The organism is Chitinophaga varians (genome assembly GCF_012641275.1).
GTDB classification, from domain to species: Bacteria; Bacteroidota; Bacteroidia; order Chitinophagales; family Chitinophagaceae; genus Chitinophaga; species Chitinophaga varians_A.
This window is the reverse complement of the sequence record NZ_JABAIA010000001.1, coordinates 1,428,408-1,449,077: the sequence shown is the minus strand read 5'-3', so window position 1 is coordinate 1,449,077 and position 20,670 is coordinate 1,428,408. Positions and strand designations below refer to the sequence as shown.

The 20,670-nt window shown below is 45.6% G+C and carries 16 protein-coding genes and 1 tRNA gene; 13 read left to right on the top strand and 4 right to left on the bottom strand.

Going from position 1 to position 20,670, the window contains the following annotated elements; translation table 11 throughout:
• The first annotated feature begins 88 nt into the window (after positions 1 to 88).
• The 5 genes from HGH92_RS05880 to HGH92_RS05860 all read left to right on the top strand — a co-directional run bounded on the left by HGH92_RS05880 (position 89) and on the right by HGH92_RS05860 (position 5,328).
• A complete protein-coding gene (locus HGH92_RS05880; RefSeq protein WP_168869811.1) occupies positions 89 to 1,735 on the top strand; it encodes a tetratricopeptide repeat protein in 1,647 nt (548 codons plus the stop codon).
• 5 nt (positions 1,736 to 1,740) lie between these two features.
• Positions 1,741 to 2,406 carry a response regulator gene (locus HGH92_RS05875; RefSeq protein WP_168869810.1) on the top strand — a complete coding sequence of 222 codons (666 nt, stop codon included), beginning with the start codon at positions 1,741 to 1,743 and terminating at the stop codon, positions 2,404 to 2,406.
• Positions 2,407 to 3,422: 1,016 nt separating this feature from the next.
• A complete protein-coding gene (locus HGH92_RS05870) occupies positions 3,423 to 3,986 on the top strand; it encodes a hypothetical protein (protein ID WP_168869809.1) in 564 nt (187 codons plus the stop codon).
• 11 nt (positions 3,987 to 3,997) lie between these two features.
• Positions 3,998 to 4,990 (top strand): DUF4407 domain-containing protein, encoded by a 993-nt coding sequence (locus HGH92_RS05865; protein WP_168869808.1) that lies wholly within the window; start codon positions 3,998 to 4,000, stop codon positions 4,988 to 4,990.
• 128 nt (positions 4,991 to 5,118) lie between these two features.
• Positions 5,119 to 5,328: a hypothetical protein gene (locus HGH92_RS05860; protein WP_168869807.1), complete on the top strand. Its 210-nt coding sequence runs from the start codon at positions 5,119 to 5,121 to the stop codon at positions 5,326 to 5,328.
• Positions 5,329 to 5,423: 95 nt separating this feature from the next.
• On the opposite strand, the gene HGH92_RS05855 is transcribed toward HGH92_RS05860, so the two are convergent.
• Positions 5,424 to 7,043 carry a T9SS type A sorting domain-containing protein gene (locus HGH92_RS05855; RefSeq protein WP_168869806.1) on the bottom strand — a complete coding sequence of 540 codons (1,620 nt, stop codon included), beginning with the start codon at positions 7,041 to 7,043 and terminating at the stop codon, positions 5,424 to 5,426.
• Between the two features lie 553 nt (positions 7,044 to 7,596).
• Between HGH92_RS05855 and HGH92_RS05850 the strand changes: the two genes are divergently transcribed.
• Positions 7,597 to 8,724: a terpene synthase family protein gene (locus HGH92_RS05850; RefSeq protein WP_168869805.1), complete on the top strand. Its 1,128-nt coding sequence runs from the start codon at positions 7,597 to 7,599 to the stop codon at positions 8,722 to 8,724.
• Between the two features lie 25 nt (positions 8,725 to 8,749).
• On the opposite strand, the gene HGH92_RS05845 is transcribed toward HGH92_RS05850, so the two are convergent.
• Entirely contained in the window at positions 8,750 to 10,516 is a 1,767-nt protein-coding gene (locus HGH92_RS05845) for a hybrid sensor histidine kinase/response regulator (protein WP_168869804.1), read from the bottom strand.
• 375 nt (positions 10,517 to 10,891) lie between these two features.
• On the opposite strand from HGH92_RS05845, the gene HGH92_RS05840 reads away from it, so the two are divergent.
• On the top strand, positions 10,892 to 11,293 hold the full coding sequence (locus tag HGH92_RS05840; RefSeq protein WP_168869803.1) for a hypothetical protein: 402 nt from the start codon (positions 10,892 to 10,894) through the stop codon (positions 11,291 to 11,293).
• Positions 11,294 to 11,474: 181 nt separating this feature from the next.
• Here HGH92_RS05840 and HGH92_RS05835 read toward each other — a convergent pair.
• Both HGH92_RS05835 and nfi read right to left on the bottom strand, forming a co-directional pair.
• Positions 11,475 to 11,548: transfer RNA gene (locus HGH92_RS05835), tRNA-Asp, on the bottom strand.
• A 111-nt stretch (positions 11,549 to 11,659) separates the two neighbouring features.
• A complete protein-coding gene (nfi, locus tag HGH92_RS05830) occupies positions 11,660 to 12,349 on the bottom strand; it encodes a deoxyribonuclease V (RefSeq protein WP_168869802.1) in 690 nt (229 codons plus the stop codon).
• Between the two features lie 98 nt (positions 12,350 to 12,447).
• Between nfi and HGH92_RS05825 the strand changes: the two genes are divergently transcribed.
• From HGH92_RS05825 to HGH92_RS05800, 6 genes are all read left to right on the top strand, one after another.
• Positions 12,448 to 12,711 (top strand): UBP-type zinc finger domain-containing protein, encoded by a 264-nt coding sequence (locus HGH92_RS05825; protein WP_168869801.1) that lies wholly within the window; start codon positions 12,448 to 12,450, stop codon positions 12,709 to 12,711.
• 118 nt (positions 12,712 to 12,829) lie between these two features.
• On the top strand, positions 12,830 to 13,411 hold the full coding sequence (locus HGH92_RS05820) for an RNA polymerase sigma-70 factor (RefSeq protein WP_168869800.1): 582 nt from the start codon (positions 12,830 to 12,832) through the stop codon (positions 13,409 to 13,411).
• A gap of 67 nt (positions 13,412 to 13,478) precedes the next feature.
• Positions 13,479 to 14,432 carry a FecR family protein gene (locus tag HGH92_RS05815; protein WP_168869799.1) on the top strand — a complete coding sequence of 318 codons (954 nt, stop codon included), beginning with the start codon at positions 13,479 to 13,481 and terminating at the stop codon, positions 14,430 to 14,432.
• 49 nt (positions 14,433 to 14,481) lie between these two features.
• Positions 14,482 to 17,829: a SusC/RagA family TonB-linked outer membrane protein gene (locus tag HGH92_RS05810; protein WP_168869798.1), complete on the top strand. Its 3,348-nt coding sequence runs from the start codon at positions 14,482 to 14,484 to the stop codon at positions 17,827 to 17,829.
• Between the two features lie 30 nt (positions 17,830 to 17,859).
• Positions 17,860 to 19,665: a RagB/SusD family nutrient uptake outer membrane protein gene (locus tag HGH92_RS05805; protein WP_168869797.1), complete on the top strand. Its 1,806-nt coding sequence runs from the start codon at positions 17,860 to 17,862 to the stop codon at positions 19,663 to 19,665.
• Between the two features lie 32 nt (positions 19,666 to 19,697).
• Complete coding sequence (locus HGH92_RS05800) at positions 19,698 to 20,663, top strand: BT_3987 domain-containing protein (protein WP_168869796.1); 966 nt, start codon at positions 19,698 to 19,700, stop codon at positions 20,661 to 20,663.
• The last annotated feature ends 7 nt before the right edge of the window (positions 20,664 to 20,670 follow it).

Genomic DNA, 20,670 nt, shown 5'->3' with positions numbered 1-20,670 from the left:
AGAATTTTCTTGCCTCACTTTTTTTATATGCCTGATAATAATTCTTCAAAATGGAGAAATTTGATATTTTTAAGAGAAATAACCCTTTGTGCGTCCCTCGTCTGTCATCCTGCCCATATTCCTGTTTGGACTTTTAGCCTGCACATCCAACCGGCGGCATCCGCAACGCATTTCAGCACCCACGCTGGAAAAAGGAGAATCATATTTCAATAAAAATAACGACTCCGCCTTCTATTATTTTAATCTCGTAGCAACGACCGCCACCGACAGCCTGGAAATCGCCATGGCCTACACTTATATGGGAATCATCCAGGCATATGAGGGAGACCAGTATGGCGGCCAGGAAAGTCTGTTGAAATCCCTTGCCTATCTCAATGAACACAAGAAAAAAGACCAGGAATGCCTGTGTTCAAATTATCATGAACTGGGCAATATCTGTCTTGATCTTAAAAACTACGAAGCAGCTATCGACTATTATCGCAAAGCGCTTAAATATATAGATGAGACAGGTGATGAAACCATTGCTTTAAACGGTATAGCGCTTACTTACCAGAAGAAGGGCGACTATGACCAGGCTATCGACATATACAAATCCCTGCTGGCAAAGAGTAAAGACAGGAAAAGGGAATATGCCCGGGTACTTTCCAATTACGCCAAAACCAAATGGCTGAAAGATTCCACTTATCCCGCAGGACCAGAGCTGCAACGTGCATTGCAAATTCGCAGGGATTCAAACGACATCAGGGGACTTAATGCCAGCTACGCACATTTGTCGGACTATTACTCGTTGTCCGCACCTGATTCGGCACTTTATTATGCCGGCAAAAGATACGATGTCGCCAGGGAAATGAACAGCCCGGATGACGAAGTGGAAGCCCTGTCAAAACTTATTACACTTAGTCCTGCTAATTTGTTGAAACCCTATTTTGTCCGCTACCAATACCTGACCGACAGTATCCAAACGGCAAAGAACGCAGCCAAGAACCAATTTGCCTTAATCCGGTACGAAGCGGCGAAAAATAAAGCCGATAATCTCCAGCTGCAAAAGGATAATGCACAAAGGAAAACCCAGTTGGCACTAACCATCCTGTTCTTCACTATCGCCGGGTTTGTTTTGGTCATTCGGTATCGCCGGCGCCGGCAACAGATAGAGTTTGCCTCCCGGCAGGCGATACAGGAGCATCAGCTTAAAACCTCCCAGAAAGTGCATGACGTGGTGGCAAATGGTTTGTACCGCATCATGACAGACCTTGAATACAAACCGGCGTTAGACAAGGAGGTGCTGATTGATAAGATTGAAGAGCTGTATGAGCGGTCCCGCGACATCTCCTACGAACCCTCCACCACATCAACGGTGCCTTTTCATGATAAAATTGAGGACTTGCTGGAGTCCTTCGCCTCGGAACGCATCAAGGTGCTGATTTTTGGCAACAGTGCTGCGCTCTGGGACCGCGTCAATGCGCAAACACAACACGAAGTGGAACATGTTCTGCAGGAATTGATGGTCAATATGAAAAAACATAGCCAGGCCAGTTCCGTACTAATAAAGTTCGAGTGTCAAAACGACCAGTTCCAAATCCATTATACCGATGATGGCATTGGTATTTCTCCGCAAGTTACATACGGGAACGGATGGAGGAATACGGAAAACCGTATTAAAAAAATTGGCGGGAAATATACATTTGAACATCCCGAAAGAGGATTAAAAATTCATATTTCTTTCCCAATAGCTTAGTTCACATGATTACAAAGGTACTTATTGCTGAAGATCACGAGAGCGCCAATATTTCCGTACAGAAAACGCTGGAAGAACTGGCCATTACCAACATAGCATACGCCTATTATTGTGATGATGCTTTGAATAAGATCATGCAGGCGGTGAATGCCGGCAGCTCTTTCGATCTGCTTATTACTGATCTGTATTTTGAACCGGATGGTCATAAGCAGGCATTGGCGGGTGGCATAGACCTCATTGCCGCTGCCCGGAAAGTACAGCCCGACCTGAATATCCTGGTTTTTTCGGCAGAAAACAGGCCTACGGCTATTGATCAGCTTTACAGTAACCTTGAAATCGACGGTTTTGTACGCAAAGCCCGCCATGACGCCCGTGAGCTAAAAGAAGCCATCCACGAAATTGCCCGCCGCAGGCGCTATTTTCCGCGTCATGTCAGACAGTTGGTCGATAAAAAGAATACTTACTCATTTTCCGATGTTGATATCACGATCATAAAACTGCTGGCGCAGGGAATGCTGCAGAAGGACATCCCTGTATATCTTCAGCGTAAAGGAATCACACCATCAGGATTAAGCAGCATAGAAAAAAAACTTAGTCAGATGAAATCTGTATTGGGCTTTACCAAAAACGAGCAACTGGTGGCGTATTGCAAGGATATAGGCGCTATATAAGCCGGCTGAAATTTAGAAGAAAGCATCACATTACGGTTTCCCGTAAAAAAAGAAGGTTGGCGGAATATACTTTTGTTTCATAAACATAAAAATAATACCATGAAGCAGCAGTATTACGTAAACAACAATCCCCAGCACAACGGCGATCATGAAGTACATGTTAGCACCTGCAGGTACTTTCCGATGATGCATAATCGGACTTATCTGGGGGCGTTTGACACCTGTCAGGAAGCCGTTCGGGAAGCGAAGAAACATCATAAACAGTCCAACGGTTGTCTAACATGTTGTCCGATCTGCCATACAAGGTAGATGACAGTATCCATTTTTGTAACCCCTTTCCTCGTGAATAATCAAGCCATGAAACTCCTATATGCCTGGTTGCTCATCAGCCAAGTCCACTGCAATCAAATAATGGTATATGTCTGCGACAGCAGAAGCGCAACAAGATATCATTATAAATCAACCTGCCGTGGGCTCAGCAATTGTAAACATCAGATCATTCGTATTTCCCTTGAGGAGGCAATGACAGACAGAACGCTTTGCAAATGGGAGCGATGAGTGGACTGCATTCGAATCATTTCCTTAAAATCCATTTTATATTGTTATGACAACTCCAAATGATCCACCGTATAAATATTTGCAGTTTAAAGGAGACCAGTCTTACAGGAGATATATTCAAAGGGATGTACCCGCAAATTTTCCTCCGGTAAGATCTCAGGAGGAAAGGCTGCTAAATATTAAATCCCATGGCAGTTACGGTGCCCTTTTGTTCCACCCTGACTGGAAGGCAAAAAGGAAGGAAATTCTGCACCGTGATAACCACCGCTGCGTGCATTGCAGTAGCGATAAAGACTTACAGGTACACCACCGGCAATACCACTTTATAAAAAACAAGCAACAGTTCCGCCTTCCATGGGACTATCCCGGTCATCTACTTATCACGCTTTGTGAATCCTGTCATCATAAAGGGCATAATAAATATAAGGTGCCGACAATCACTATTTAATAAAAATGGTATGAGCTTATTTGATATTTTCAACCGTAAACGCCAAAATGGGCATACGCATGCCATGGCCGCCGGAAACGCGATTCCGGACATTCCGGAAAGTACTTTCATCGAGAAAGATGCATCCGGACAAGAACATCCTGATGAGAACACTGTAACGCCGCTCATTGGCGGAATACATGTTTTATACGAATTTCTCGACAAAAATTATGAGTCCAAGGGATATAATGATGCGTTGATAAATCCTGACGCCACCCACCTGGACCAAAACGTGACAGCATTGAAGAATGACCTGGAAAGGGCTATACGAAAGGTGAAAACATTTTACGAAGACTTTATCCGGCAGATCAATTTTCATATATCCAGCAGGAGCAGAAGCGGTATGGTGGATACTGTAGAGGAGTTGATCGTCAAGAAGGAAATTGCAGAAAGCCATATCATCCAGGTCAAAGAAATCGAAGCACAGGCAAAGCTGAACGAGGGCGTCGGGCATAGCATCATTATTAGTTATACACGTGGCTTCAGGAATGGACTGGCTGCCATTTCAAGTCATATCATGCTGAATAAATTTTAAAATCAGGCGTTATGAAACATCTATGGGTCCGTTTTGGCTGCTTCATGACAGGATACAACTATAACATCCTGCGAAACTGTAGCGAAGCTGCTTTTAAATCCGTAAAGAAGTATACGGCAGCCATGCTGATTGTTTGTATTCTGTGGTTTTTTATTGGATTTACTTTTGCACATCGTTACCTGTCGCTTTCTTTGCCGGGTTGCCTGCTGGCGGGCATGCTGGCGACCATCATCATTATACAGGTTGAAAAACAAATCGTGTTATCCATCAATCCGGGCAAGCTACTGCTGATTTTCAGAGGTTGCCTGGCTTTTATGATGTCCATTCTGGGTGCTGTGATCATCGATCAGATATTGTTCGAGAAAGACATTGAGATCGAGAAGATCTCTTATATATCGGGAAAAGTAGACAGGATATTACCCTCAAAAACAGAAGAGCTAAGAAAGCAGATTGCCACCTTAGACACCACGATCAGCAAAAAAGAACAGGAAAGAAATAACTACATCGAAGATATTACTAAGCACCCAACGACAACTGCCACCACCACGCAAACAGCAACGAGGCGGGTGCCGGTGCAGACAGTCACCGCTACCGGCAGGGACACCACTACCTGGAAGACGGTAAATGATATTACTGTTGCGTCTACGCCGTTGCCTAATCCCAAAATAGCATTGCTGTCGCCTCTTGACTCTACCATTGGCGCCATGCGGCAACAGAAAGCCCAAAAAGAGAATGAACTGCTACATATCAGGCCTGCCCTTGAAAAAGAAATGAAAGCGAGCACTGGTTTTTTGGATGAGTTAACGATCATGAAGCAGCTGTTGTCCGCATCATATGTTGCATTGGGATTTTGGTTTCTGTGGATTCTCTTTTTCCTGTTTATAGAACTGCTGGTCTTGTTTAGTAAGATGGGCGACAGGGGGAATGACTATGAGAAAGTGGTATTGCATCATATGAATTTGCAGATGCGGCGGTTGGATGCGCTGGGGAAAAAGTTTGAGTGATTGCTATTGAATTTTTATTTGTTGCTGTTCTGGATGCTGGGTGAGGAAGGATGTATACGCTTACTGAAGATGAAAATTTTCTGAGAATAAGCTAATTGTTTGATTTTTTTAACACTAAAAAATTATATATGGCAGATCATCGTGTATATTTGGAACTCCCGGAAACAGAAATTGGTAGAGCTGATGCAACTTTTAAGGTTAAGGTGGACGGGAAATTGATTGGAACAATTCATATCTCACATGGCGCAATTGAATACCAGCCTAACGGATGGATGAAGAGAAATAGCATCAGGAAAAAGTGGACAGAATTTGACAGGTTAATGAAAGAGAGTAAATAAAAAAGTTGTCATTGAAAGTGTCGTGGAAATGCAAAAGGGATAAACCATCAGAAGATGGTTTATCCCTTTTTTCGTAAAAAAAGTTATAACCCGGACTACTTTTGTATTATAATTTTCCCTGTCAGAATCTTCCCTGTCATAGTGTTGATTTTTATGAGATAGATGCCTGCCGGTATATGATCCGGCACTTTCACGATATTTGTTTTTATTATATGCTGATAAACCGGTGCGCCATTCATGTTGTTTAGGATAATCGTGCTGCCGGCCAGATCCTTGTTGTATTGAAATACTATTTCTCCTGTGGTTGGATTTGGATGCAGTTTTAGTTCAGAAGGTAGTTCTGTTTTGCTGGTCATGGAAAACTGATTGCTGACAATGACTACAGCTTGGGTACGACTGCTGCTTATACAACCATCGAGAAGTGATTCCACGTAATAGTGCAAAGTGTCCAACGTAACCGGATGGACGGGAAAAGCACTGCCGGTAAAGAGCGGGGAACCACCTGTAGCCGTAGCGTACCAGGTGAATGTAGCTCCCTGCGGAGCGATGGCCACCAGTGTATCATTGGTATTTACTCTCATGCGTAATGTATCACGGGCAAGCGTAGGTGGCGTCCGGGGAGTGACTGCCACCTTTACCGGGATACGTTGGGGATATTCACAGGAGCCTTTGGCCGTAACATAATAAGTGGTGCTAGTGGCTGGACTTACCGTATAATCAGGGCCTGTATGTAGCCGCGTTCCTCCGGTAGGAGCACTATACCAGATAATGGAGTATAGCGCATTAGGAACCACCTGGACGGCGTGGAGGGTAGCGCTGTCACCTTTGCAGATATGCACGCTGTCAATATCGACCCTGGGTAAAGAAGATGTACTTCCTGCAAAATATGCATGATGAACAGAATCAGATTTGCATCCGGTTATATTATTGACGGCCTGTATATAAATATCTCCCTGTGAACCGGCGAAGTTTGTATAATAGGGCAGTTGCACAGAATCTCTGTTTATCACTGTGTAGGAGGTATCTAATATCAGATTGGAAAATGCAGTATAGATAACTCTTACATTATAGTTCATATTTGGCTGATGATTCAGTATTGGTATAAATGGCGCGCCACACACCATTCCTTCAGGCGGATAATAAATCGGGTTGTCTACACTGTTTTTCCGATATGCATAGTAAAGCCGGAAATTGTTTAACAGTCCAACAAGGCTGCTGCTTAATCTGATCTTAACCCTGTCAAATTGGTGCTGTGGCCGCAGTAGTACTTCTCCGCGGCTGTTGCACTGCAGGAGCTGTAATACGCTCGAATCCACAACATGAGAATCATTGTTGGAAGTACTGCCATTGTAAGTTTCCACCGTCACTCCTCCGAATAAATTGGCAGACAATACCGGATTTCCACTGCCGATGCCAATAATAAGAGAATCGCAACCTGCGGCGCTCGCAGTTGGGAAAATGAGTGTTTGCTCCACACTTACCCCCAAGAGCCCCACATTGATAATAAAAGTGGAGTAGTCTTCAAGGTTGCTGTTATTGACGGGGTTATTGGGATTATCTACTCCACAGAGCAAGCAAAGGCCATTTACCTGATTTGTTTGACTATTGGCATATGTTTTCTGTCCGAGAGCGCTGGATGATATTGCCAGGATGTTAAGCAATACGATACTACAGAAGGTAAGTATTTTTTTGAGTGCAACGTAGAAATTATGCATGGGGATAGGTTAATTATTATAAAAGGGGTTCGCAATGATGATGGCTAAGCTATAGATTTGGTGTTGTTGATTTCTTGTTTTTAAAATTATGTACGTTGGATCGATACCAGGCTGCAGTTTTACCTTTTTTAGGATCTTGAGTAGATGTTGTTAGGAAAAGATTATGCTGAATGCTGTTACGTTCGTATCCAAAGGGAATCTCTAATTACGAGAAGAGGAAAATTAGATCATGCTGGACACTGCCATTTATTTCGCAGTCAAATAACTTACATTAAGTCTGCTTACTGAAAGAGGATTAACAGAAATTCGATTTTTCCCACAGACAAAATTTGTCCATTTTAGCTATCTTGTATCAAATAATATTCATAGCGATATTAATGATGAGTAATTGAAATTACTGATTGAAACCTCAATTTGCCATCATAACACCTCGATAATGCCACAAACAATCGAATGCAAAAAATATAGCTCCTAGCTTGGACCTGACTGTCCGTCCGACTACCAACTCATAGCATGGCATTCTATTTTTATACACATTAAAAAAATAACATCTATGAAAAGAAATGTATCTCTGACTGCCCTAAAATTGGGGCAGATTCAGGCGCAGTACCGTGAGCTTATTGCCAATGGTACAATGTTTTCTATCGCTGACCTTCTTAATTTCGACAGTTTTACGCTAAAAGACTACTGTCAAGCCTTAAACCCTCATCCCCAAAGTGAAACTATCATTAAGATAGCACAACAATTCTGTGAGGAACACGGCATCTGGATTGAGCAGGCGAAGCACTATATAACCTGTGAACTTTTCCTATATCCCGACGCCCAGTTCGACAGATTGGTTTCTATGGTTGAAAACAATGCTATAGACTATTATCTCAATGACATTGTTGGCCGCGATCTTTTCCGCCATCTAAATTCGGACAAGCAAACCGAAGCGAGGGAATTGATGAAAAGAATGTCAAATGTTGATTTGGATCTTCTACTACCGGATAATGTAACATCGGTTGAAAAGGCCAACATTGAAATTCTTAAATTCATGAAAGGTACCTCCCCTTTGCCATGGTTTGAAAAGTTCCTCCACCTTTATTGTTATCATATTGATGTTACTCATAGGGATGGGAACTCCGATGCACAAGGGTATGTGCCATCCATTGATGAGTATATTGAATTGCGTTGCCATACTTCGGGTATGCACCATATTGTAATGCTCATTGAGTATGCATCCGGTAACTTCCTGGATGCGGACTGGTGCTCAGATTTAGGGATTGACAACTATCTGCAGAGGATTAATTTTTTAACTGCTGCTTTTGGATGTCTGTCAAATGATCTTTTCTCGTTCGAAAAGGAGGTTATTGATAATTCAACAGATGCGAACCTCTTGATGATAGTTGCCTTGAATGACCCTATGTGTTCCTTGACGGATGTAATAGTTAAGTCAGCAAAAATTGTTCAGGAAATGATGATTGAATTATTGGATTTAATCGATAAAATTAAAAAACAGATGCATGATTTAGCCGGGAGTGATGGATCAAAAAATGATGCCCTCACCTCCTACGTAAAAGGTATTGAAAAATGCATTCAAGCCAGCTGGCTGTGGCAGGTTTATACGAAACGATATAAACGCCCGGCTTCAATTTTCGCGGAAACCGGATTGCCTGGTGCAGTGGCACAAGCTGTATAGGAATTAAATGCCATTAAACCGGTATCTATTTTAGTTGATCGTCACAGTGATGTTTTAAATGTTGTGTTAATACCTTTGCGAGGTCCTTAATCACAATTGGTTTTGACATGATTGCTGAAGCTCCGGCTGCAATTAATTTGGCCTGTTTTTCTGCGAAAGCATCTCCTGTGGCGATTACCACTGGAATGTCCTTGGTTCTGCTATCTTGTTTTAATTTGTTTAAAGTCTCTTCTCCATTCAATACAGGCATGGCGCTGTCCAGAATAATTAAGTCGGGTAATTTTTTCTCTATTGCATTTAACGCCTCTTGTCCATTTGAAGTAGTTTTTACTATACAGCCAAGATCTTCCAGAACTTTGGATAAGAGGAGGCAATTCATATCCTCATCATCCGCAATTAAGATGTTGTGTGGAAAATCAAAAATATCCATGTCTTCCTCCTCCTCTTTAATTTCCTCCTGTGTACCTGCCAAAAGAGGTAATATGACAGAGAATTTTGTATGTTCCGGCATTGGATTTGTCACCGCCACTTTTCCATTCAATGTTTCCGCAATGTTTTTAACAAGCGAAAGCCCTAATCCAGTTCCTTCCGTTTGCCTGTTGCCTTTAAATGTTATGAATGGATCAAATATTTGGTCAATTTTTTCTTTGGGAATCATTTTCCCTTTATTGATGACCTCAATCTGGTATGTTTTTTCATTCGCAGCAATTTTCAAATATACAGTACTGTACTTATGGGAATATTTTATTGCGTTTCCCATTAGGTTATTGACTATCTCGCCTATTTTGAGTGGATCGCCAATGATTACTGCAGGCATTTTTTCATCAATAAATAATTTTACCTGAATTCCTTTTCCCCTGGCTAACAATTTATAAGCGGGGATAAATTTTTCAAAGAATGAAGCGGTCTGGAAATGTGATAATACAACAGCATCTATTTGGCCTGATTCGATTTTAGCCATACTAAGGACATTGTTCACAATGTTTTTTGTTTCATTAGATGAATTTCTGAGTATGTCTATTAAATTGCTGATGTTTTCCAGTTGCTTATTTGCAGCGGCTTCTTTTTTTATTAAATAAGACGCTAAGTTGATTTGATTAAGCTCATTTCTCAACTCATGAGCAATTTTATAGGTAAAAACTTTTATAAACTGATTAGCCCGTTCCAGTTCCGGGTTGTTGTCATGGCTTTGCACATATGGTCTGCTAATAACCAGAATTAGAACCAACAAACCCACTAACGCCAAAGACTGAATAATGTAAGCAGTATCTAGTCCTAGTGGTTGCAGCACGACTGAATTTAAATAGTAGATTGTTTGTAAAATTACCAGGGTGAGAATTGCTGATATTAAACAAACTATTCTAAGGCTCTTTTCTTTAAATAACAGATAGAGAATTGAAATTAAAAATACTATTACGCATTGCAACTGTATCAGGCCTCCTAATATAATACCGAATGCTATCACAGCCAGACATTGAGAGAAATAGATTACCAGACTCGCGGTCAAATGTTTTTTATAGTGGTTTAATACGAGGACTGAGAGTGTAAACAGTATATCGACCCCGGCTGCAATTGCTATCACTACGTTCTTGGTAAATATAACGCCGATTGGGGCAATTGATAATATCATGAAGGCTATTGATGCACCAATAGCGTTAGTGAGCTTTATTCTCTTCACTTTATCCTGATCTTCGATACCTGTAGTGCCTATATTTCTAATTGTAGATACAAACCTGGCGGTTTTATTCTTAAAACGAATAAATTTTTTTTTGGTGTTAAGTCTAACATTCATGTTGTAGGAATTTACTAAGGGTCATAACTTCTGATTATTTTGAGAAAGTATCCACCACAGTGTCTGATGTAAAGTTTCCTAGTACTCAAATCTCTTGTGAGATATTGATTTATAATGCCATGTGTGCTGTAGGATTTGTTAATCTATTGTTATTTAATGGAAGATAACAATATTCTTTGTTACAATGATAAATTTAATGTTAACGGCTTCTCCTTTACGTTTATCGCTTGTGTTTTTCATTTCGCACTTCAAGATTAGATTTCTTATCTTAGTATATTCCGGGAGATGATCATATTCGTTTTATCATAACCTGGATAACTCCTAAAATATCCCCCTGCCCAATAAACACTACTAACCTGCAAAATTAACCAAAGAATGAGTGACGCCCTCTATCAGCCCAGATTTGAATTCGATACAAGGCTCGATTCCTCACTTTACCTGACATATGAACAGAACGAGTGTTATGCCTTGGTTGTGTTCGAGAATTATGTTGCCTCTATTCAGCTGAAATTAGCAGAACTGGAAGATGCCGTTTCGGACAAAGATGTCTCTAAAATTGATCTGTTAGCTCACGCCCACATTTCTACCTATAATTATGTTGGGCTGTCTCATATTGCCGAGATTATGCGAGAGATAAGACATCGTGTAAATACGTATGACTGGGACCATGTTAAACATCTCACAGAACAGGCGAGAGTCCAGACGGAAGATGCTTCTCCCATTATCAGTCAGGAGCTGGAGAGGTTACAGCTTTTTATTAAAAATAATCAGCTATGATGCTGACCCAATGAGGTACTTTTTTATGTAAGGTCTTTGACCAAAGCATACACTTTCTTATGAGTAGGATGAGATGAAGAAGAGCAGTGGATGACATATTATGCTAATTGCCACGCCAGTCAAGTAATACAGCTAAAATGCAAAAGGGACAAACCATCTTTTGATGATTTGTCCCTTTTTGCGGACTGGACGGGACTCGAACCCGCGACCTCCGCCGTGACAGGGCGGCATTCTAACCGACTGAACTACCAATCCTCGCTGTGGTTCTGCTTTTCAGCCAAACCGTTGGCCCCGTTTGGGGTTGCAAATATAGAAATATTTATTTCAATCAACCAAATAATTATTCAAAATTTAAGAAATAAATATCTAAATGCCTGCTGGTGGCTCTTTTGAGCCCGATTTGTAAGCCAGCAATGCCAGCCGCGCATAGTGGTCTGCCAGCCGTGTTGTCTCCGGCAGCCGGTATTGGGTGGCTATTTTCAAAACAATGTCTGTGGCGGTGGCCAGACTGACCTTGTGTCCTGTAGAGACAAATACCGGATTAATACCGTCCCGGGTACGCAGGGCGTTGCCGATCAGTGCCTGGTCGTCTTCGGCTATCAGCGGAGCGACGCTGCCGCGTGTTTCACCCAGGTTCTCGTACTCACCGCACAGGCGTGTTTTACCGCAACCTATCACCGGTTTGTCGAGCGTTACCCCGAAATGACAGGCCAGGCCGAAGCGGCGTTGATGCGCCAGTCCCTGTCCATCGCAGATAATAAGGTCGGGCTCTACCTGCAGCTGACGGTAGGCCTCCAGCAGCGGTGGCATCTCCCGGAAAGAAAAAAGCCCGGGGATATAAGGAAAGGTCACTTCCATACAGTGCGAGGCGACGGCCAGCACAGCCAGGGTATTGTAATCCATGACCACCACGCTGCCGGCGATGAGGTTGGTGGACTTGTCGTACTCTACGTCAGTACCGGCAATGGTCCGTATAGGATGAGGAAGCACATCGGTGGTGATGACTTGCGCCCTCAGCTGTTCCTGGAGGGTGATGGCTTCAGCAGGTGTGATCATGTACAGTTCAGTTTTAGCTGCAATATTAACTATTTGTATATTTGAATACCATATCGTGTCACCAGGCATATTTTTCTACCAGCATAAATGATCTCATCATGACACTCTGTTCTCATCTGAAAGCCATCACCGAAATTAAGACAGCGAAAAACTACGTCTGTGAAGAATGCGTCAAACATGATGGTACCTGGGTACACCTGCGTACCTGCCAGACCTGCGGCGCCACCCTCTGCTGCGATGACTCCCCCGCCAGGCATATGACACAGCACTTTCACCAGACAGACCATCCGGTCATCTCTTCGGCTGAACCGGGAGAACAATGGCTCTGGTGCTATAAAGACGGAGTTTTTGCAGAATACTGAATAAATTTTTATTAATATTGACGGATACAAATTCCACCGGATGAACAATGATGATCCACGATACGATAGCCGCGGCGTAACCTTGTGTTAATAATAGCATGTTAATTTTGTCTCCGTCATGGACAATACAACCAATCTGATTTCGCCAAAACTGTTGCAACGCCTCCGCCACGGGGAGGAAGACGCATTGCGCTCCCTGCTCGATCTGCTCGGGCCGAAGGTGCTGGCGTACTGTAAAAAGAAAGTGGGCAATGAAGAAGATGCGGAAGAACTGCTGCTGGACATCTTCCTGAAGCTGTGGCGTTTCCGGGAGAAAATCGACCTGACGGCTGATGTGCAGGTATTGCTTTTCACCATCGCACGCAATCATATTCTGAATTTTATCCGCAACAAAGCCACGCGCCAACTGGCCACTATCGCGCCTGAAGAGGTACTGCCGCAACAGGATGACCATATCCGCCAACGGATGGATTATAACGAGCTGTTCAATCAGTATCAACAGGTATTGGAAAAACTGGGAGAAAAACAACGGGCCGTTTTCCGCATGAGCCGCGAAGAAGGCCTCTCACACCGCGAAATAGCGGATAAACTGGGCATCTCCATACGCACGGTAGAGGCCCATATCCACAGCAGCCTGAAAACAATACGCACAGAATTAAAAGATGCCTATATATTAATCGTGTTACTGTTGATCCAATAAAATTTATTTCACTTCACTAAGTAGTCCCTTCTTTTTTCGTGTATATAAGGGAAAGAGCCAGTTAAATATGACGAAGTACGATGCCTCGGACATGCAGGAACTGATCCGGAAAATACAGGAACATACCGCTACTGCGGAAGAACTGCGGCGTTTCCTGCAAATGACGGAACAACCGGCATTAGACGACCTGCTGCCTTATACGGAATGGCAGCAAAGTCAGGAGGAGGCGTTGCCGTCCGCACTGAAGGAGAAAGTGATGCAGGCCATGCCCACCAACAGGCTACGCCCGCTGAAACACTATCTCCGTAAGTCATTGCCCTACGCTGCTGCCATCACCCTGCTGCTGACATTGCACCGGCTGCTGCCCCGTATAGGGCATCGCCAGTCTGCACTGTTGACGGCCGCCACGAAAGACGGCGAAATAAAACGTATAACCCTGCCTGATAGTACGACTGTTGTGCTCAATGCGCGCTCTGCTATCCGGTATGCGTCGTCGCCGGACACCATCCGGGAAGTGTTCCTGGAAGGAGAAGCCTATTTCGATGTAAAACAAAACGAAAACAAACCTTTTGTGGTCCGCTCCGGCGCACTCAGCACCCGCGTGCTGGGCACGGCTTTTAACATCCGGGCATACCCCGGCGAAACACAACAGCTGGGCGTAGTGTCGGGTAAAATACAGGTGTCGTCCCCGGAAGGCAAATCACTTGTCATGGTAAAAGGTGACCAGGTGACTTATGATGCTGCAGCCACTTTCGTCAGCATCGCCGCCGATCCGCAACAGATGAGCAACTGGCAGAAAGGCATCATCGATATGAACAACCTTACGCTGCAACAGGTGACCGCCATCCTGGAAAGATGGTACAGCGTTAAGATCATGCTGCTGTCACCCGGCATCGGCCAACATGTACTGTCCGGCACACAAACCAATACTTCGTTAACGGCTACACTGGAATCCATCTGTTTTGTATACAACCTCCAATACCAACAAGAGGGGCAAGTCATCAAAATCCGTGAAAAATAATAACCGGATCTAACTGTCACTCCTATACGACGATTACAAAATTTAAGGTATGAAACTATCTTTATCCACTATCCGTGGCCTTACAGGAAAGGTCATGCTAAACTTTCTGTGCCTGCTGCTGGCGGTAATGCCTGCAACAACGCTGAGGGCGCAGGCTCCCGGGCCGGACAACCAAACGGTCAATATTACGGTCAAACAAGCTACGGTAGTGGAAGTATTCCGCATCGTGGAAAAACAGACTCCCTTCCGCTTTCTTTTTGATAAAACCCTGGAAGCTTTCGCTGCCAGGGTTTCCCTTCAACACAAGAACATCCCCGTATCACAACTGCTGGAGGAATTAGACAAACAAACAGGCCTCCAGTTCAAAACATCCGGTACAACTATTTCTGTGGCTGTAAAAAATAAACCTTCTCAGGTGCACCCGGGCGTGGACGCCCCAAAACGGGAAATCACAGGTATTGTTCTGGATTCTACCGGGGAGGCTATGGTGGGAGTGACCGTGTCTGTGAAAGACGGCCGCATCGGCACCGGTACGGACGTAAACGGCCGGTATATTCTCTCCGTGCCCGACGATGCCATACTCGTGTTCAGCCTCCTCAGTTACCGCCGGCAGGAAATACCGGTGGCTGGAAAGAATAAAATTAATGTTGTCCTGCAGCCCGCTTCTTCTTCGCTGGAAGAAGTAGTGGTGGTAGGCTACGGGGAACAGAAAAAAATCAGCCTCGTAGGCGCGCAGGCCACCATCTCCCCCAAAGACCTCAAACAACCGGTGTCTAACCTCACTAACTCCCTCGGTGGCCGTATTGCCGGCATGGTATCGGTACAACGCAGCAGTGAACTGGGTTACAACGACGCCAATATCTATATCCGCGGTATCTCCACTTTCACGAAAGGCCTCAGCGCTCCGCTCACCCTCGTGGATGGCGTACCCCGGAATATCGCCAATGTGGACCCGGAAGACATCGAAAGTTTTTCTGTGCTGAAAGACGCTTCTGCCACGGCTGTCTACGGTGTTCGTGGGGCCAACGGCGTTATACTGATCACCACTAAAGCAGGTAAAGCAGGAAGACCGTCCTACAATATCCGTTATACGGAAGGCTTCACCCAGTTTGCCAAACTGCCCTCTTTTGCTGATGGCCCTACTTACATGCAGCTGTCCAACGAAGCCCTGAAGACACGCGGCAGCGCGCCGATTTATACAGATGAAGCGATTCAGAAAACACGCGACGGCAGTGACCCATATCTCTATCCCAATGTGGACTGGTTCAAGGAACTGTTCCGCGACCATGGCAAAGTGAGAAATGCGAATGCCAATATCAGTGGCGGTTCTGAGAAAGCCGTCTATTACATCGGCCTCGGCTATTATGATGAACTGGGCCTTTACAATGTGGACGGCCTTTCCAAATACAACTCTTCCATCTATTCCAAACGATATAATGTAACGTCCAATATTACACTCACCCCGTCAAAAACTACCACTGTCAAACTGGGCATTCAGGGTTATCTGAATAATGTTAACCTGCCGGCCACTGGTGTGAGCGATATTTTTGCTGATGCTTACTACCTGACTTCTGTACAGATACCCACCCGCTACCCCGATGGCAAAGTGGCCGATCTGCGTGGCGGCGGACTGAAAAACCCCTGGGCATCGCTTACGCAAAGCGGTTATGCCAACCAATGGAGAAGCCAGCTGTACTCTAACCTGCGCCTGACACAGGAACTGCCCTTTATCACGAAAGGATTGTCTGTTACCGGTATGTTTTCGTTTGATGCCTATAACTATACCAGCAACCGCTATACGAAAACACCGGACACCTGGTATGCCACCGGCCGGGATGCAGACGGTAAACTGATGTTTGAACAGACAGCCATCGGTACGGAATTTCTCGCTTACGACAAATCCAACCAGGGAGAACGCTCTTTCTATAATGAGCTGGCAGTGAACTATAGCCGCAGCTTTGGTAGACACGACGTGTCCGGCATGTTGCTTTATAACAACAGCGACAAGGCCAATACATATGCGACTAACCTGGAAACATCATTGCCATACCGCTTCCAGGGACTGGCAGGCAGGTTTACCTACGGCTTCAGCAACAAATATTTCGCAGAACTGAATTTCGGGTATAATGGCGCCGAAAACTTCTACCCGGACAAACGCTACGGCTTCTTTCCATCTGCCGGCCTGGGATGGGTAGTATCGGAAGAACAATTTTTTAAACCTGTTAAAGATTACGTACAACTGTTTAAAGTCCGGTTCTCACATGGTCTTGTTGGTAATAGCAACATCGATGGCAGAAGGTTCGCTTACCTGGCTACAGTGGCCAGCACAGGGGATTACTATTTTGGTAAAAACATGGACCAGAAGTACACGGGTAAGGAAATCGGAGAATATGCGGTGGACGTACAATGGGAGACTTCTAAAAAGACAAACCTCGGTTTTGATATACAAGTGCTGGATGAAAGCCTCGCCTTGCAGGTGGACCTCTTCAAGGAATACCGCAGCGGTATCTTCCTGCGCCGCAAGTCCCTGCCAGGCTACATCGGTATGATCAACGCTCCTTTCGGTAACGTAGGCATTATCGATAACAAAGGCATCGACGCATCGGTGACCTACAACCGTCGCTTCGGTGATCTCTCCGTGCAATTGCTGGGCAATTTCACCTATAATAAAAACGAAGTCATAGAAAACGACGATCCCGCATGGAAATACCCATGGCTGGAAAGAAAAGGCCATAAGGTAGACCAGCGCTTCGGTTACGTTGCTCTCGGTCTCTTTGAAAGTGATGAACAGGTGCGCAATTCCCCCCGTCAGCCGGGTGATGTACGCGCCGGTGATATCAGGTACAAGGACATCAACGGAGACGGCGTAATTGACTCCTACGACCAGGTGCCTATCGGTTATGGCGATGTCCCTGAAATCATCTACGGATTTGGATTTACGCTGGGGTACAAATCTGTCAGCCTCTCTGCTTTATTCCAGGGCGCTGCGCATGTGGACGTGCTCCTCAGCGGCGAAGGCACCATGCCTTTCCAGCAGGGCCTCGCGAGAGGTAACCTCTTCAGCAATATCACCGATCGCTGGACGGAAGAGAACCCCCGCCAGGATGCATTTTATCCGCGCCTGATGGCCGGCTCGCTGAACGATAACTATGCGGCCAGCTCCTGGTGGGTAAAACGCAGCGATTACCTCCGCCTGAAAACGTTGCAGCTAAGCTATAGCCTGCCTCAACGCCTTATGAAAAGGATCGGCTTTAAATCGTCCAATATATTCCTGCAGGGTGTTAACCTGCTCACTTTCTCGCCCTTTAAAATGTGGGACGTGGAAGTGGGTAACGGCAGGGGAGCCGCCTATTCCAGCACCAAATCCTATACTGTCGGCGTAGCCGTGAATTTCTGATGATTAGCTAACAACAATAATCTTCTTCGGATGAAAATAAAAAGACTCGCTTACCTCGCATTGGTAAGTACATCGTTCCTGACGACAGCCTGTAACAAGGACTTTCTTAACCAGGTCCCCGACGACCGCATCACCATCGAGCAGGTGTTTGCCCGCAGGCGCTATTCGGAAGAATACCTGGCCAATATCTATTCTACCATACCCAACGAAGCATACCGCAATACCTCCCCATGGGAAGGCTGCTCCGATGATGCAGACATCACCTATGACCGGCCGGGTTCTGGTTATGATACTTATCCCATCAACCTGGGCAACTGGAGCGCCGCTTCCGGTTATATGGACACCTGGGCCAAATACTACCGTGGTATCCGCTCCGCCTCGTATTTTATGCAACATATCGATGAAAACAAAGAGATAAAAGAGCTGCCCAACGGCCAGGACCTGATTGATAAATACAAGGCTGAAGCCCGCTTCCTGCGCGCCTTCTTTTATTATGGCCTGTTGCGCCAGTATGGCCCGGTGATCCTGCTTGGCGATACACCTATTGCCGGTGACCTGGAACCTTCCGACGCGGAAATGCAGAAACCCCGTAGCAGCTACGATGAATGTGTGAACTACATCGTATCGGAACTGGACCTCGCCGCCACGAAGTTGCCCAAACATTTCACCGAACAAGCCGATGCCGATTATGGCCGCGCTACCGCCGCCACCTGCAAGGCCATTAAAAGCCGTGTGCTCCTGCTTGCTGCCAGTCCGCAGTTCAACGGAAATACCGACTACGCTGGTTTCTCTAACATAGATGGTAAACAACTGATCAGTTCCACCTTCGACAAGGAAAAATGGAAACGTGCTGCCGACGCGGCAAGAGATGTGATCACTGGTTTCAATTTCTCCCTGTACCGCAAGAACGACGCTACCGGAAAATACGATCCCTACCTTTCCTGCCGCGATGTGTTCCTCGATCCGTGGAATAGTGAAGTGATCTTCGCCCGTACCACCAACAACCTGAAGGACTGGGAAAGATCTACCAGCCCACGGCTGGCCAACGGCTATGCTGCCGTGGCGGTGACCCAGCAGCTGGTTGACGAGTTTGAAATGCAGAACGGCAAAGGTATCCGCGAAACCGGCTCCGGTTACATGGAGACAGGCTTTTCTACCGCGGCCACCAAATACACCACCGCCGGTACTTACAATATGTATGTCAACCGTGAACCGCGTTTCTACGTGAACGTTAGTTACAATGGCAGCCTGTGGATCAACACCAGCGAAGGTAATAAGGTGATAGAAACGTTCTTTACAGGGAACACCGGTAAAAAAGGTTCCTGGGATTTCCCCCGCACCGGTTATATCGCCCGTAAAAATATCCACCCCAACAGCAATCCGAGAATTTCCCAGTATATCGCCCGGCCGTTTATACTGGTACGTTATGCGGAGATTTTGCTCAACTACGTAGAGGCGTTGAATGAATATGCTCCCGGTGATCCGGACATCGCCAAATACCTCAATGAAATCCGTAACCGTGCCGGTCTTCCGGAAGTAACGCCGGGCCTTGGCCAGAGCGAAATGCGGGCTAAGATCCGTCATGAGAGAAGGGTAGAGCTGGCGCTGGAAAGCCTGCGTTATTTTGATACCCGCCGCTGGAAAATTGCAGAACAGACAGACGGAGGCAACTTTTACGGTATGAACGTAGACGCCGGTACGAAACTGACAGACCTCGTGTTTTATCAACGTACTGTTTTTGAAAGAAGGGTCTTCCTCAAAAGCTATTATCTGTTCCCTATTCCGCAGTCAGAAATGGACCGCGACCGTAACCTGGTACAGAACCCGGGCTGGTAAACAATTTTATTGATCTTTAAATGACTGACATTATGAAAATGAAAATAGGAACGGCCTGCGGAATGGCTTTGCTGATGCTCGCCAGCTGCAGCCGTGACAGCGACCTGCTTCGTAATATCCCGGACAGCATCGCGGTAGTGTACATGCCGCAGGCGGTGAACAGTCCGGCTACGTATAGCTTTAACCGTACCGCCGCCAGCGATTCCATTATCTATGGCGCCTGCTATGGTGGCCCGCATTCCCCCGCATCGGACATCCGGGTGCAATTTAAAGTAGATGCTTCGCTGGTGGATAAATTCAACGCCAACAACTACACTAATTATCCCGTACTGCCTGAGGGCAGCTACGAGCTGGAGCAATCCGGCTCGGTCATCCCCGCCGGTAAATACAATACGCCCCCGCTGAAGCTGCGCGTGCGCTTCGATAAACTGGACGGCGTAGGCAACTACCTGCTGCCGGTCAGCATTACTACCGATGCTAAAGTCAATGATCGGTTACGTACCACCTATTTCCTTATCAATGCCAAATATACCAGCAACCCGTTTTCACTGTTTGATCGCGCGGCCTGGAAAATAACAGGCTTCTCTTCCGAAGAGCCTACCGGTGAAGGCGCTACGAACGGGCACGCTATTCACGCGCTGGATGGCGATGGTGATACCTTCTGGACTACCCAGTGGAAGGCCGCCAAACCCGGTCCGCCGCATACTATCACCATCGATATGCAGACAGCGCAAAAGCTGCATGGCCTCGCACTTACCGGCCGCACAGATAAAACTACCGGTGAAGTAAAAGCTACGGGCAACCCGAAAAACATCGTAGTGGAAACCAGCCTGGACGGTAACGTATGGGACTATACGGAAACATTCACGCTGGATAATAACAAGCTCAATACTATTTTCCTGGCTTATGCCCGGCAGGCACGCTTCTTCCGGCTCACGATCAATACCAGCCAGGGGGATACCTATCTGACAAACATCGCTGAACTGAATGCTTTTTAACTAGTAT